This is a genomic window from Sphingobacterium sp. UBA3549 (assembly GCF_002376635.1).
In the GTDB taxonomy this organism is placed as follows: Bacteria; Bacteroidota; Bacteroidia; order Sphingobacteriales; family Sphingobacteriaceae; genus Sphingobacterium.
In genome coordinates, this window is the sequence record NZ_DFOE01000002.1 from 180,831 (window position 1) to 196,900 (window position 16,070).

8 protein-coding genes are annotated in these 16,070 nt (G+C 40.1%); 2 read left to right on the plus strand and 6 right to left on the minus strand.

Annotated elements, in window-relative coordinates; all coding sequences use genetic code 11:
• Window positions 1–2: 2 nt before the first annotated feature.
• The 4 genes from B2W36_RS01715 to B2W36_RS01730 form a co-directional block, all read right to left on the minus strand.
• Window positions 3–1,904, minus strand: a complete 1,902-nt coding sequence (locus B2W36_RS01715) for a family 43 glycosylhydrolase (protein ID WP_293886239.1) — start codon at window positions 1,902–1,904, stop codon at window positions 3–5.
• 104 nt (window positions 1,905–2,008) lie between these two features.
• Window positions 2,009–3,724, minus strand: coding sequence for a RagB/SusD family nutrient uptake outer membrane protein (locus tag B2W36_RS01720; protein WP_293886240.1), 1,716 nt, complete (start codon window positions 3,722–3,724; stop codon window positions 2,009–2,011).
• A 15-nt stretch (window positions 3,725–3,739) separates the two neighbouring features.
• On the minus strand, window positions 3,740–6,832 hold the full coding sequence (locus B2W36_RS01725) for a SusC/RagA family TonB-linked outer membrane protein (RefSeq protein WP_293886241.1): 3,093 nt from the start codon (window positions 6,830–6,832) through the stop codon (window positions 3,740–3,742).
• A 253-nt stretch (window positions 6,833–7,085) separates the two neighbouring features.
• Window positions 7,086–11,102, minus strand: a complete 4,017-nt coding sequence (locus B2W36_RS01730; protein ID WP_293886242.1) for a hybrid sensor histidine kinase/response regulator transcription factor — start codon at window positions 11,100–11,102, stop codon at window positions 7,086–7,088.
• A 336-nt stretch (window positions 11,103–11,438) separates the two neighbouring features.
• Here B2W36_RS01730 and B2W36_RS01735 point away from each other — a divergent pair, with 336 nt between their 5' ends.
• Window positions 11,439–13,730, plus strand: a complete 2,292-nt coding sequence (locus tag B2W36_RS01735; RefSeq protein ID WP_293886243.1) for a family 20 glycosylhydrolase — start codon at window positions 11,439–11,441, stop codon at window positions 13,728–13,730.
• Window positions 13,731–13,838: 108 nt separating this feature from the next.
• Here B2W36_RS01735 and B2W36_RS01740 read toward each other — a convergent pair whose 3' ends face one another.
• Both B2W36_RS01740 and B2W36_RS01745 read right to left on the minus strand, forming a co-directional pair.
• The gene (locus B2W36_RS01740) at window positions 13,839–14,525 is read right to left on the minus strand and encodes a class I SAM-dependent methyltransferase (protein ID WP_293886244.1); all 687 of its coding nucleotides are present in this window, start codon (window positions 14,523–14,525) and stop codon (window positions 13,839–13,841) included.
• 166 nt (window positions 14,526–14,691) lie between these two features.
• Complete coding sequence (locus B2W36_RS01745; protein WP_209574944.1) at window positions 14,692–15,141, minus strand: protein-disulfide reductase DsbD N-terminal domain-containing protein; 450 nt, start codon at window positions 15,139–15,141, stop codon at window positions 14,692–14,694.
• Between the two features lie 346 nt (window positions 15,142–15,487).
• Between B2W36_RS01745 and B2W36_RS01750 the strand changes: the two genes are divergently transcribed.
• Complete coding sequence (locus B2W36_RS01750; RefSeq protein WP_293886245.1) at window positions 15,488–16,045, plus strand: ClbS/DfsB family four-helix bundle protein; 558 nt, start codon at window positions 15,488–15,490, stop codon at window positions 16,043–16,045.
• The last annotated feature ends 25 nt before the right edge of the window (window positions 16,046–16,070 follow it).

The following is a 16,070-nucleotide window of genomic DNA, read 5'->3' on the forward strand; positions in this document are numbered from 1 at the left end:
GATTAAAGCGTGGGAACTACTGGTATTACATGGCCCTCATCGTCAAAATACAACCGATCCATACACACCTCGCGATTAAATCCTGCAGCGTCACCCATATCGATGCCTTTGGGATAATTAAAACGATGGTAAACAATATACCATTCATCTTTCCCTGGAATCTGCAAAATAGAATTATGTCCTGTTCCATATATCCCCTTTGCAGGATCTTTTTGTAAGACTAGATTATTTTCCGGAACAGTGATCGGTCCATCGGGGGAAGTGGCTGTTCCATAACGTACCCGATAATTTTCACTCCGTGTATCGTCTTCTGACCAAAAGAAATAATAGCGGCCTTTACGGTAGACTACATATGCACCTTCGCGAAACGTCTTATCAGGAGTTATGACTTTTACAGTGTTTTTTTTGATGCTAACCATATCCTTGTTGAGTTCAGCTACCGCTAGATAGCCATTTCCCCAATATAGGTAGCTTTTACCAGATTTTGGATCGTTAAACGCCGCCGGATCTATCTCCTGACCACCTTTTACACCTTCAGGTTTAAAATCTATCAATGGTTTTCCCGAATCCTTAAAAGGACCTGTCGGCAAATCTGCTACCGCAACGCCTATCTTTTGCGCCGCCGTGAAATAATAATAGTATTTATAGTCGTTCTTAACTTTCTTTTCCGTAATTGTTGGTGCCCACGCATTTCTAGGTCCCCAGGCAACATCTTTTTTCAGGTCCAAAATCACCCCCTCGTCTTTCCACTTGCTGAGATCCGAGGACGAAAAGGTCTTAAAATAATAGCCGCCCCAACCGTCAAAACCATCGCTCGTAGGGTAAATGTAGTATTTTTTGGTTTTATTGGAATAGAGTACATCCGGATCAGCATAAAAACCATCCAAAACTGGATTCTTTCTAAATGTGAATTGCATGTCTTTGGGTTTTCCCCATTTGCTGGTCAGATCAATTAGTTCTTGTCTGGAAACGGGGATAATGGTACCATGTCTTGGATGGAAATCCATATCAATTTCATGATCAATAACTTTAAAACGATCAAGATCATCAGAGATGCAAAATTGATATTTTCCTTTGCCATATACATCATACATAAGGATGTATTTGTCGGACTGATTGATCTTAAAGACGCTAGATCCTTCCACAGCATCGTTCGTCTGCTGTTTATACCCTGGCTGTTCAATCCATTTTCCTGATGTCAGTGAGTCTGTTATCGCTAGTTTGATACCATTGCCGTGACCTTCAGTCTTATAGAAGAGGTAGAATAGACCATTCTTTTCAATAATATCACCATCAATACAAGATTTACCGTTTTTCGGCAGAAAAAGTACTTTAGGATCAGACTCAAAATCGGTAAACTCCTTATTAGCATAAGCGTAATAAATGATATCGGGATCGTTTCCATGCTGCATAGACCAATACACCATATATTTTCCTACCGAAGGATCAAATATTGTCTGCGGTGCCCACACCCTTTTCAAGGCTTCCTGGCCTTTAAAGCGCAGCTGAATGTCGATTGTTTGATGCGACCAATGCACAAGGTCTTGGGACTTCAACAAGACCATTCCGCGGTTGGAGTCCCAGCCTTTGGAGGAGGTCATGTCAGTCAGTACCATATAAAATGTTTTCCCATCGTCGCCACGAAGAATATGCGGGTCTCTTACACCACCAGTTTTACTGATAACCTTTGAGTCTAAGATGGGTTGATTATCGTTTAGAGCCCTATATGTATAGCCATCAGTGCTAATCGCAAAACACACAGCCTCATCAGCTACAGCGTTCCCTTTAAAATAGGCGAATAGATAACCGGCAAAATCTTTTTCTGCTGGGCCATACTTGTATTCTTGTGCGTAAACTGCCGCCGCAACATTCATCAATAAAAATGTAATAAGTGTTAATCGCATGGAGTATTTGATTTATTAAAGGTTTTTTTATTTCTCAAAAACATCCTCTTGACTCTTATTAAAGAACCAAGAGGATGAATAACTTACGTAAACAAATATGCTAATTAATAGCCAGGATTTTGCTCCAATTGTCCATTCGAAGATAATATCTCAGAGCGTGGAATCGGTAGCCAATAGTGCTTTTCTTCAAATCGGCGTCCTGAAAGCGCTTCCTTGCGTGTATACGTAAAACTCTCACCATTTTTATCTATAGTCACGCCATAAGCAGGGATATTTTCTGTTACCATCGCAATCTTCCATCTTCTGACATCGTAAAAACGATGTTCTTCAAACGCTAACTCAACTCTGCGCTCGTAACGCACTTGCTTTCTAAACTCATCTTTCGACTGTCCCATAGGAATTTCGGGCATATCGACAGATGGCCGTGTTCTAACCAAATTTAAAGCCTGTCGCGCTGTTAAGCTACCACCAGCAGGTAACACATCTGGACCGTAAGCTTCATTTGCTGCTTCTGCAAAATTCAAAAGGATTTCTGCATAGCGGAAGTAATTCCACGGTTGAAATCCCGCATTACCCCAAGGATTTTGAAGCGGATAGGCATCGTTCATAAATTTACGCAGATAGTATCCGGTTTTAGAAGTATTCCAGTTGTCACTTCCTTGCGGACTATCTTGTCCCTTTGGTATAAATGTTTCCACGGCCCTACCCCTGTATAAAGCGCCATTATATAAAATAGTCGCGTCAAAACGGGGGTCGCGGTTAACATAAGGATTTTTCGGATCGTAACCTGAAGCCGTGTTGACGGTGCCGTCCTCGTTGAAAGGGGCTTTTCCATTTTTCATTTCATAGGCATCGACTAAGTTTTGGTATGGTGTATTTCCGCCCCATCCGCCATAGCCATTCGGTCCGTTGGCAATTTCGAGGTGCACGTGATTGGCATTTTTGGTATAGTATCTTGCAAAAATAGTTTCCGGATTTCGGTCTGTTAAAAACAACGATTGGTATCCGCCCGTGTATAGCTTGTACTTATTAAGGGCGATCACCTCCTGCGCTGCATGGGCAGCGGCCGCCCAAGTTCCGACATTATACAATGGACTTGCAGCATACAAAAGTAATCTCGATTTTAAAGCCATGGCTGCAGCCTTTGTGGCCCGTCCAGCGACCCAGGTTTTGTCGTTATTTTCAGCAGGCAGCTTTTCAATCGCTTCATTCAATTCTTTGATCACATAATCCATACCTTCTTGCATGGATTTTCGCTCAAAAAGACTTGCTTTGGTTAGATCATCCTTCAATCCATATACTGTATCTCCCACCAACACAACCCGTCCAAAATTTCGAATGAGATCATGATACCTAAATGCTCTTATAAATTGAAGTTCGCCTTCCAATTGGCGCTTATGCAACGTACTCATCTGTATATTTGCCAATACTTTTTTAGCGTAATTGCACTCGCGGATACTTCGGTAGCTACGCGCCCAAAGCGACCCGGCAGCACCTAAATTTTCTGGAGACAATTGTCCCCGGGTAATAAGCCAGGTATTATCATCATTGGTATACATGGATTCGTCTGTGAGAGAAGACCACAGCGCATATTCAAATCCGCGACCGAAGCCCGGATTAGTACCATCTGCCTCATTTGATATTATTTTCTCGCCAATATATCTATTGATGACAAAGGCTTCTAAAACGGCTGTATCTGTTTCAATTGCTTCTGTAGAAATACGATCAGTTGCTGTAACGTCCAACAAATTTTTGTTGCAAGCTGAAAAGATAGTCGTTCCCAAAGCCAAAGGCAGGAAATATTTACTTAAAGATTTCATCTGTTATGTTCCTCCTTAGAATTTTAAATTTACACCTACATTAATAATTCGTTGTTGCGGATAAAATTGTCCGCTGCCGCTACTTCCCTCTGGATCATAATCTTTGACTTTTGTCCAAGTCAACAGATTGAATCCATTCGCGTAGAAGCGCAGTCCACCCAGTTTCCATCGCGAAAGAACCTCATGTGGCAGTGTATACCCTATTTCAACATTTTTCAAACGCAGAAAGGAAGCATTATTCAACCAAAAATTATTTCCATACAGCCCTCCGCTGACCGCAGAAGAAGCACGTTCGGGAACCATTGGATATGTGCCATTCGGGTTATTAACGGCATTAAATCGGTTGTCGGCCCAACTGCTGTAGAAGTTCCCTACCGTACCAGATTCGGGAAGTACATGTTGGCTAACCCTGGCTTGCCCAGAAAATAATACTGCTGCATCAAAGTTTTTATAAGCCGCATTTAAGCTAAAACCATAGGTTATCTGTGGTATATTTCCATACTTTGTCCGCAGCATATCATCTGCGGTAATCTTACCATCTTGATTATAATCTTCGAAAATTAAATCGCCTATTTGCGCACCAGGAGCTTGCGGAGATCCTTTAAGATCTGCCTCAGTTCTATTTAATCCAATAGCATTATAGAGCAGATAAGTTCCCAAAGGTCGTCCTGTCTGACGTTGGTAATCTAATGTCCCGCTTGCCTCGTCAATAAAGATAATTTTACTCTTAGCAAAGGTAAAATTACCCGACATTCCCCAGCTAAATTCTCCCGGTTTTTGATAAGACAAAGTTCCTTCAAATCCTTCGCTATTCACCCTGCCGATATTCTCCGAAGGGACTAATGGTTTGGAACTGCTCTCTTTATAGGGATTGACAATACCTGAAACTCCCGGAATCGATGCATTTCGTTCGGTCAGAATATCTGATCTCTTTTGTTTGAAATAAATGGCCTCTAATGTAAAATTCTTAAGAAATTGTGCATTTAGTCCGACGTCAAGCTTCTTCGATACTTCCCAAGTGATATCAGGATTGGCTAATTTCGCTAATTTAACATTCGGCTCGATCTGACTTTTTTCATTTAAAAGTGCGACTAATCCATTTCCCACGAGTGTATAATTATCAAAATATTGGAATGCATCCACATTATCGTTTCCAAGGCTACCGTAAGAAGCTCTCAGTTTTAAGTCATCTAAAAATCCAATCTTGTCGGAAAACCAATCTTCTTTGCTGATTCGCCATCCAGCGGACACGGAAGGGAAGTACCCCCAACGCTTATTTGAAGGAAAAATTGACGAACCATCAGCCCTGAGTTGTCCTTCAAACAAATACTTTTCGCTATAATTATACGCTATACGGCTAATGATACTTTTACGCGTGTAATTGTTGCTATATCCGGAGTTGAGATAATCTGTAGCAGCGGATCCACCTTGGGATAATTCGGGCAATTGCGTAGAAAGATAATTGAAACGCTGTGCATCGAAATACTCCAAATGTCGTTTACTCTGCTCATATCCTACAAAGGCATTGATAGCATGATCTCCAAATTTTCGTTCGAAATTCAACTTAATATTACTTGTAATCAACGACTCGTTCGTATGCGACTCAGTCAGTGTAGCTTTATTATTGTTTCCACCAACAATCGACTCCTCATAGCTATCTTTTTCTTGCTTATATTCATTTAAAACATACGGAACACTAAAATTCTTACTAAAATTTGTGGATTTATCTATTGAAAGAAAACCATCTACAGATAATCCTTCTACCCAAGGAAGTTGATAACTCGCTTTGAGGATACCGTTAAACACCTGCTTGGGATTGACAACAGTGCCACCTATATCGGTCACCATTAAAGCTGGATTAGAGCCTTCGATGCCCCGTGTAGGCAAGCCATTCGGATAATATGCACTTACTGTGGGGTAAGCACGGTAGATCGAACGGAAAATATCTCCAGCCGACGCTATCGGGAATTTGCGGTCTTCTTGTCTGCCCGAAAGCGATAGGCCAACTTTAAATCGATCGGTGATATTGGCCTCCAGATTTGTTCTAAAATTATATTGCTTATATTTCGTGACACCTTTTTTGTAGATCCCGTCTTGATAGACCGAACCTAAGGACATAAAATAGCGGACATCCTCCGTTCCTCCTGCAATAGATAGATTTTGTTGACTTTGTAAGGCGGTATTTTTCAGGGTGACATCAGCCCAGTTGGTATTGGGATACAATAAAGGATCGGATCCATCCCTAAACTTTTGAATCTGTTCTTCTGAATAGATTTGGTTCATTCCACCTGAGGAACTGTTACCATAAGCGATTTCGTTCCGCAACAGCGCATAAGTTGCCGCATCCGCCATTTTGGGCAATCTCGTTGGTGAACTAAATCCAAGATTCCCGCTATAGGTGATGGATGGCTTACCACTCTTTCCGCGTTTGGTGGTTACTAAAATTACTCCGTTAGCAGCCCTATTTCCGTAAATTGCAGCGGAAGCATCTTTCAACACCGAGATACTTTCAATATCGTTGGGGTCTAGGCGCTCCAGACCTCCTATCTGCCCCGGCACTCCATCGACAACAACCAACACGTCATTACTACCTGTTGTCGCTTGGCCCCGCACCGTGATTGATGAACCATCGTATCCAGGCTCTCCACTACGATTGTTGATCACCACTCCCGAAAATCTTCCAGCTAAAGAGTTGGACAAATTTGGCTGCGGACTTTTTACGAGATCTTTTCCTTTTACTTCTGAAATGGATCCCGTTAACGTCGCCTTTCGTTGCGTACCGTAACCTACAACGACGACATCTTCCAATACATGTTCATCACGTTCTAACTGAATAGTTAAATCTGATTTTCCATCCAATGGAATTTTTAAAGTTTTATACCCGACAAATGATACGACGAGAATACCTTTATTGGCATTGAGTTCAAACTTACCTGACATGTCTGTCTTCGTCCCTTTACCCGCCCCCTCGACGATAACACTTGCGCCAAGAATCGGTTCGTTTGATTTGTTCAAAACCTGCCCCGTAATTTTCCCTTGTTGTGCGTATACCAATGTTGGCGCAACGCTCAACAGGGTATAAAGAGAAACAATTTTTAGGTTGTTCATAAAGTAATTATGCTAATTAAACAGTAAAAAATATAATCAGGTCAGAATAGACAAAAAGATGTCGCACCATGGTTTATATTGGTTATATCAGCGGCATCGCTGCCCTTCCTCCCTAGATTTATAATTGAATTGTAAGCCAAACTTAGCGAGTTTTACCTCACCAAAACATATATAAATCCGTCAAAAAACATACAATATTCGGTCAAAATCAATGATTAGAAACCCCTAGAGCTTATTTTTCGGCCTATGGAAGCTATTTCCCCTTTCCATCTGATTTTTGGTATTCAGACGGAAGTTTGCCAAACTCTTCTTTAAAACATTGACGAAAATAGATAGCGCTATTGATACCGACCAAGAAGGAAACTTCTGTCACATTATGATTCCCGGAACGAAGCAGTTCGGCTGCCTTATGTATCCGGATCTTACGTACCAGTTGGTTGATATTCTTCCCCGTAATCCCTTTAAGTTTCCTATACAGTGTGGACTGGCTCATATTCATCCGTTCTGCTAGCGTAGCGGCGTCCAAAACTTCATCCTGCATATGCTCTTCTACAATAGTGATAAAATCCTGAACGAATGTATTCTCACGCCATAAATTATCTTTTTCCATCATTTCACCTTTTAGTTCCGGCGGATTATCCGATTTTATCTTTTGCAATACAACGGCGTTCATTATTTTTTGCTTCTGCAAAAGATTTTCAATACGTTTCAACAAAAGCATGCTCCCAATAGGCTTAGTTAGATAAGAATCAATCCCAAGCTCATAACCACGTTGTCTATCCAAATCGGTATCTCTTGCAGTTAATAAAATGATGGGGATATGACTTGTCACCCGCTCTGCTTTGAGCTTTTCAGCCAAAAGAAAGCCGTCCATATCGGGCATCATGACATCACTTAACACTAAATCAGGAACGACAGCTTGAGCACGCTCAAATCCTATAGCTCCATTTTCGGCCGTCAGTACATCATAATGATTGCTTAACACCTTCACCATGTATTCGCTCAAATCCACATCATCCTCAACCAAGAGTATCAGCGGACGAATAGGATCAAGCGAAGGACGACTTTCTTCCACAATTAACGCTGGTTCTTCAGATTTTTTAGAGACCACTCGATTTAATAAAAATCGGACTGAAACTGTTGACCCAACACCTTCCTTACTTACTACACCTATTTTTCCTTGGTGAATTGCTGTTAACTCCTTAACTAAGGCTAGACCTATTCCTGTACCTTGAACTCCAACTTTGGAGATTTGATAAAATTTTTCAAAAATTCGTTCAATATCCTTAGCAGGAATACCACAACCAGTATCTTCTACCGTTAATACCGTCCAGTTGGCAAGATTGGTTTCCTCATATTTGAGACTCAATCTGATATAACCTGCATCTGTATATTTATAGGCATTTGATAGAAGATTATCAACAATCAATTGCATAATTTCGGCATCAAACAGCGTACGAGTTTCAACTTCGGGAAAATCCGATAGTATTTGGAGTTGCGGCTTAGTGTTTAGCGTTTTATATTTATGAATGATGTCGTTGAGCAAGTCACGTAAAGATCCGGATTCAAGTACCAAAGGTTTAAATTGTGATTCCACTTTGCGAAACTCCAAAAGTTGATTCACCAACGTAAAAAGTCTATTTGCACTTTTCTGTACAGTCTGAACCAAACTTCTATTTTTTGCTGACAGCTCCCCTTCTTGTGATAAATCATCCAGAGGCCCTAAAATAAGTGTCAATGGTGTACGGAGCTCATGCGTAATTCGCGTATAAAAATTCATCCGTTCCGAGTGTAACTGCTCATCCTGTTGATGTTGCCTCTCTTTAAGTTTCAATTCGGTTTCCGCTTTCATTCTTTTGAAGTAAAAGAATATGAGTGTATAAACGATAAGCAGTATCAGAATCAAATAAACTATTTTAGCGCCTAAACTTAAATATATCGGCGGTGCAATCTTAATAAGCAGTCGTTCATATGTCTTGGACCATTGCCCATTCTTCATCCGCGTCCGGATCAACAATTCATGATCCCCATATGGAATATTCCGAAAATCTAGATTCGTCTCGTTCCCAAGGAAGATCCAATCATTGTTGAGTCCTTGTAGTTGATAACTGAATTCAACCAATCCATCCAACGCAACATCCATTACGGCAAGTTCGACACGAAAGCTATTCTCCTTATAGTTGAGGTTAATCTCATTTTTAGGCGAGGGATATTCGTCTTGTTGGGTATTTGATTCGCCGGATCTAAAAACAATAAATCGGCTTACCCGGACAGGCGATAACGGTAGATTTGAGGGGATCTCATTCGGATCAAAATAACAGATTCCGTCTTGCATTCCAAAGAACAGCCTATTTTTCAAATCTTTTCCCACGCTACCATTAATAAACCCGCCAAGTGGTAGGCCAAATGACTGATCATATTGTAGAAAGCGATTTTCTAAAGGTAGGAACCTGAGCATTCCAGACTTCGTCGAACACCAGATGTGACCATTCTGATCCTCCGCAAGACCATTGATAAACAGCCAGGCATTGCCGCCAGGAACGGACAATATTTTTAAGTCTCCAATTTTTTTCTGAGACTCCTGCAGTGCCAAACCTTGGTTTGTTGCCACCCAAATGTTATTATTCCTATCACGCAAGAGATAGTTGATGGTATTATTTCGTAACCCATTCTCACTATCCATTTTTCGAATTAATTGATGATTGCTGTTGTAGATATAGAGGCCTTGTCCATAGGTGCCTACCCACATATTATGCTGCCCGTCCTCGACTAGCGTCCTAGGCGCATAGTCACCTAACATAGGGTTATTAATCAGCATTTTTTCTACAGTATGTTTTATGGGATCATATATAAATATACCTTGATATCCAGCAATCCAAATTCCTCCGCGGTGATCTTCATAAATTGCACGGACTTCTGTAACGCGCTCTCCAAGATCAATTTCATGCCATGCGGACGAGCCAGCATATCTAACAGCTACTCCACCTTTCCGCAAACCTGCCCAAACATGTTTATTGTGATCGCTAAAAGCAGTCAATATATAATCGTCCGGGCTGCCTTGCTTATGCGTTATCTGTTTGTTCAAACGACCATCTTTGTCCATCTCAATAATACCCGATCCTTCTGTTGTTAACCAAATTGTTTGGCTATTGCGAACGATGATATTACTTACTGTTGCTAGGCGATCAGGCAGCGTATTTTCTTCGGGGAATACATTAAAAAAAGGGCGTATATGATTTATAACACCAACACCTCCACCATACAACCCTAGCCAAACATTCCCAAATCGATCTGCTACAATACGTTGGACCATTGCATTATTGCCCTTTCCCAAATCAATAGTTTTTAGCTCTTTAACACCCGAGATTTGCTGATCAAAACCATATGCTGGTTGAAAAAGAAAAAGCTGAGAAGATTCAGCCCCGATCCAAATCGTATTTCCGATTTCATCAATCGTATATACAAATGGTTCATTTCCATTTTTTGATGCTCCGGCCAACGGTATGTGCATAATTTCACCTGTTGAAGGAGAATAGACAGCAAGCCCTTTTCGGGTACCTATCCAAATGTTATCGAAACGATCACAAAACAAAGCTTTCACTTCGTTATCAGGCAATTGCCCATTTGTATTTTGAACAGTCAATCTTTTGGAAGATTGACTAATAGGATTAAATATGGTCACCCCTTCATTTACATGACCAATATAAAGTATCCTGTTTCTATCTTCAGCCAACGACCAGATACTATTTTCGGGAAGACCAGGCAAACTCTTTTTATTGAAACAGCGAAATTCTTTCTTTGTGATGTCAAAATACTGTAATCCCTGATGGTAAGTTGCCAACCATAGATTGCCGTCCGCACCTTTGATCATGTCCGTAATATCGTTGGTGGCGATAGACTTCGGATTATTCGAATCGTGCGTATAATAACTGAATTTATTGGTCTTCAGATCGAGAACATTGAGCCCATTGGCACGCGTACCTATAAAAACTTTTTTATTATCGTACAGTAAGGTATTGATTTCATTACTATTGACAGACAAGCCTTCTGGTTTCTCCAAAGCGTAATAGCTCTTAAATGCTTTTCCTGCAAATCGATTTAAACCAAGCTCTGTCGCTATCCACATAAATCCTTCATCATCATGAACAAGGTCCAAGACCTGTTGATTGGTCAGACCATCTTGAATAGAAAAAAAATGAGCGCGACTAGGCTGCGCAAAAACTTGGCTCAAGTGCCACAGAAAAATAACGACAACTAGCAAATTTTTCATAGATACAACATTCACAACACCATAAAATCAAACGTCACAATAACCACAGTTTACATTCAATTGGGATACACTGCGCCCGGTCAGGAAACAGTACATTATCAAATAGTAAACAGGTTAAAATATCAAAAATAGGGTGTATTACACAATATTTCCTCGTCTAAAGGTTATTTCAGCGCTAAATATACTACATTATTCATAAATGTCGGTCAAACAGTTATAAACAGAAATTAATCGTATTAGCAACAGTAAGTGAAGCGTTTTGCGATCGAATACCTGAAATATTGGTATATTGCAGCTCATTCTAACATACTTGTGGATTACTAAAGAGTACAATTTATGAATAAAATTCTATCAACCATTCTTCTGTCCTGCGCCCTATACTTGCCAACGACAAACTTTGCGCAAAACAAAACTACTGTTCCGCAACTCATTCCTTTTCCTCAACAATTAGCATCCAATCCCGGTCTTTTTCAGCTAAAGGGACAAGAATTGGGTTACTACATCGATCCAGCGCTATCTTCTCCATCTTTATCGGGATGGATCGACCATGCGCTGTTCGGGAAATTGAATAAAAAAAGCGTTAAGCGGGCTGGTGCTTCGCTACAATTGATCAAAGGTCAAGGGCTCTCAGATGAGGCCTATGAATTGAAAATAGATCAAAAAGGCATTCAGATCGTTGCTGCTTCGGAGAAGGGGGCATTTTATGGTTTACAGACAGTTCAGCAATTATATTTACTTTCGGGCACAACAGCTAAAGTGGCTCTTCCGTATATTACAATCAAAGACCAGCCTGCTTTTCAATGGCGTGGGGTCGAACTCGATGTTGCACGCCATTTTTTCCCAAAAGAGTATCTCTATAAATTTATCGATCTCATTGCAAGCTACAAGTTCAACAAATTCCACCTCCACTTGACGGACGATCAGGGTTGGCGGATAGAAATTAAGAAGTACCCTAAACTTACCGAAGATGGTGCCTGGAGAACGTATAACAACCAAGATTCCGCCTGCTTTGTAAAGGCCAAAGAAAATCCAGACTTTAATTTGCCCAAAGAATTAATACGCACAACAAACGGAAAAGAAGAGTATGGGGGATTTTATACCCAACAGGATATCAGAGACATTGTTGCTTATGCGCAGCGCCGACAAATAGAAATCATTCCCGAAATAGATATGCCAGGGCATATGATGGTAGCTACAAAAGCTTATCCCGAACTGCTGTTGGACAGTCAAACCGCCGGCTGGGGAAAACAATTCTCCGTACCGATCAGTCCGTGGAAAGAAAGCAGTTATACTTTTGTTGAAAATGTGCTCAGTGAAATCATTGAACTATTCCCCTCCCACTATATTCATATCGGTGCCGATGAAGTAGAAAAAGATTCTTGGGCAAAATCTGCTGCTGCTAAAGCTTTTATGGAAGAAAAGCAAATTGCCAATTTACATGATCTTCAGAGCTATTTCGTCAAACGGGTAAACAATTTTATCCGTTCAAAAAATAAACAGAGCATCGGCTGGGATGAGATATTGGACGGCAGCTCAGACACTAGCATGATGGTTATGTACTGGCGTGGCTGGGAAAAAAATGCACCTAAGGAGGCTGTGAACCGCGGTCATAGGGTCGTTATGACACCCACCAATCCGCTATATTTTGATTATCTTCCGAATAGCAGCAGCCTTGATGCTGTGTATAACTTGAACGTGATACCTTCAGATATATCTAGTTCAAAAGCTCATTTGATCAAAGGTGCTCAAGCCAATATATGGACAGAAATGATTCCAACCACTGCGCGATTAGAGTTTATGATTCTCCCGCGTTTAAGTGCGCTATCTGAACGCGTATGGACCAACAAACCGTTATACGATAGCTATAGAAATCGAGTAATTTCCCACTTTGGAATCTGGGACAAAATGGGTTTGCGCTATCGCATGCCTGACCTCGAAGGTTTTGCCGAAACACAGGTGATTGTTGATGGACATTCTATATTAAAGGTCGCGAATGAACTTCCTCAAAATCCAATACACTATACCACCGACGGTAGTCTTCCAACCCAACAAAGCCCCGTACTGAAAGATTCTCTCGCAGTAAAAAAAGAAGGTCCTATTCGATTTGCAACAATCTCGTCTTCAGGTGCAAAAAGTGAGCTCTACCAAATTAATTTTAAGTATGATACCTGGAAAAAAAGTGTGAGAGTGGATGAAACAACATTGGCACCAGGCCTTAAAGCAACTTTCTTTAATGGAACTTTTGCTAATACATCTGCCATTGCCGGTCCCGAAGTACGCCACGAAGTGATCAGCAATGTATCACTAAGCGATACCATCAAAATGCCTTCTTTTGGTGCTAAAATAAGAGGATATCTCTATGTCAAAGAAAAAGGAGTCTATAATTTCTATTTCACTTGTGATGATGGTGGTGTCCTTCGGATACACGATCAGCCTGTCGTCGATAATGATGGACAGCATGCGCCAATTATGAAAAGTGGACAGATTGCGTTAGAACCTGGCTACCATTCAATTGCTATAGATTTCATCGAAGCAGGTGGAGGATTCACCCTAAAACTTCAATATAGCGTCAAAGATTCACCGGTGATCGATATCCCCAAAGCATCTTTTTTCCATAAGAAAGATTAGTAAGATCAATAGAAAATGTATAGTAGCATATCCCCAGTGAAGTTGATAGCACTGGGGATATTTAATGGTATATGAATGTGGGGCTTTCCTTTAATCCCTTTGCTTTTGCTAAGAAAAGGAAATAATATCTTTTTTTCGGGTTATCCAGCCCATATATATTGAGGATTGAAAGAATCGAACAGGAGGTTCAAATCCAGCTTCTTCACAGAGTTCGGCTAAGCGCTCTTCAGAAACATGCAACAATTCATGTTCGATTCGTTGCAATCTTTGAGCGACCTGTGTCTCATCTATGCCCTTAGGCAGAAGAAGTCTCAACAGCCGCAAGTTTTGCTGAATTTGCTCCTTATTGCCTGTTATATCTAATAATACCAATGGTGCTTGAGACATCATTCTTTTACAAATATCTTGCAACATACCCAATTTTTCGCCATCGTCTTTTAAAAAGTGTAATACAAGCAAAAGCGTCGCGGCGCCATATTGTTTTCCTTCATCCAAATCACTTACTAGACCTTCCACAAGGTTAACATTCTCATCTGCTTCAAATTTCTCCCTCGCTTGACCAATCATCTCGGGTGAGGGATCGACCCCTGTTATTTTCCAAGATTCTGATGTGTCGACAAAGCGTTCGATTTCATTTCCTGTACCACATCCGACCACTAATAAATCTTTGTGCTCTATTTCGGACAGGATCTTAGGCAACTGATCTAAAAAATAATGGTAATTGGGGATCCAGGTTTCAACAAATTCATCATAGCCACTTGCACGTTCATTTTCAAACAGTTCTACTGTATTCATAATCATAAGAATAATCGTTTAACTTACATAAGTAGAGATATACCCTATCTTATTCCAATATACAAGCAAAGATAGTTATTTAAAATAATTCTAAATAACTATATTCATAGTCGTCCAACTGTGGTAGATGAAGCATCCAATTGCTTTAGTTTTGAATTGCTTTAGGCTATTTGACCGTTACAGCAAAAGCGTATTCATCTGGAGGAAGACATTGTGAAGCATCACAAGCTTGCCATTCCACAGTGCCTTTTACTGTCGCCGCTCCTTTAGTAAGAGAAACTTTTTGTTGAAAGATTACCTCATTGGTGAAATACCCTACATCCATTTTGAAAACCTCTTCGTGTTTGATCTTGGGTTTTGGTTCGGCCGTATTACCGACTAGCGCATAATCAGTAGCTTTACTGAAATTAAAGGAAGTTGATATCGGGCCACCATCTTTCACATGTTGGGAATATATGTGCCAACCATTTTGAATAGTCGCCTTAACGTAAATAATTGCTTCCTTGTTATTGAGTTTTTTACTAGCAACAGTCCATTTAACAGGTTTATGAATCTGAGCAAAAGCACCTGTAATGGAAAACATAACCAAGGTTGCTAAAATTAAAATCTTTTTCATCTTTTTATAAATTTTTCAGTTTATTATTTTATTGGCATTAGATATAAACAGTATCCTTACTACAAGAACCTGCACCTGAATACACACGTCAATATTCGTTATAAACAGAATAAAACACAACCATATTATATTTAAACAATAAATTTTACAAAAAATAACGCCATAAGCCATATTATTTTCATTTTAAATAATGGAATTTTATCAAATTCAATAATAAGTTCAAAAGAACTATTGCTTTGAAACAATAGCTCAATTCAGATAATGCTGTTTGCCGATCAGCATTTCAGCAACGCTAAGAGCATAACATTATTTTATAATCACCTTTTTGAGAAATTAGCTGTAAATTATGTTATTTCAAATTTATATCATGGCAATACCAACTACAAAAGAGGAACTCCTTAAAGCGATCCAAACAAATCACAACAAGCTCGTCCATGAACTGTCCAGTATTCCCATTGATCAAACCAGTTTATTGACATTAGAAGGACATAGCAAAGGAACGCTAATGAGTGTAAATAACCTACTTTCTTATTTGATTGGATGGGGTGAATTGGTTCTCAAATGGAATAGGAAAAGCGAGGAAAACAGCCACATCGAACTCCCTGAGACAGGCTTTAAATGGAATGAACTAGGCAAATTAGCGCAAAAATTCTACCGGGATTATGCCGATTTAGATTTTACGACTCTGTGTACGAAACTCAATCAAACATTTTTTAAAATCTCGGATTTAATTGAGCAAAAAACAAACTATGAACTCTATGGAGTGACGTGGTATGGCAAATGGACCTTAGGCCGCATGATACAATTTAATACCGCTTCACCATATCAAAATGCAACCGGGAGAATTCGTAAATGGAAAAAAATACAAAAAAATAACCAGCAATTGGATTCGGTTAATGAATAAAAAAGATTAAATATAGTAAACCATC

Bases quoted from the DNA above. Each gene is read 5' to 3' on its own strand.
- B2W36_RS01735 (WP_293886243.1), top strand. From the start codon at position 11,439: ATGAATAAAATTCTATCAACCATTCTTCTGTCCTGCGCCCTATACTTG.
- B2W36_RS01715 (WP_293886239.1), bottom strand. From the start codon at position 1,904: ATGCGATTAACACTTATTACATTTTTATTGATGAATGTTGCGGCGGCA.
- B2W36_RS01740 (WP_293886244.1), bottom strand. From the start codon at position 14,525: ATGAATACAGTAGAACTGTTTGAAAATGAACGTGCAAGTGGCTATGAT.
- B2W36_RS01720 (WP_293886240.1), bottom strand. From the start codon at position 3,724: ATGAAATCTTTAAGTAAATATTTCCTGCCTTTGGCTTTGGGAACGACT.
- B2W36_RS01725 (WP_293886241.1), bottom strand. From the start codon at position 6,832: ATGAACAACCTAAAAATTGTTTCTCTTTATACCCTGTTGAGCGTTGCG.
- B2W36_RS01730 (WP_293886242.1), bottom strand. From the start codon at position 11,102: ATGAAAAATTTGCTAGTTGTCGTTATTTTTCTGTGGCACTTGAGCCAA.
- B2W36_RS01750 (WP_293886245.1), top strand. From the start codon at position 15,488: ATGTTATTTCAAATTTATATCATGGCAATACCAACTACAAAAGAGGAA.
- B2W36_RS01745 (WP_209574944.1), bottom strand. From the start codon at position 15,141: ATGAAAAAGATTTTAATTTTAGCAACCTTGGTTATGTTTTCCATTACA.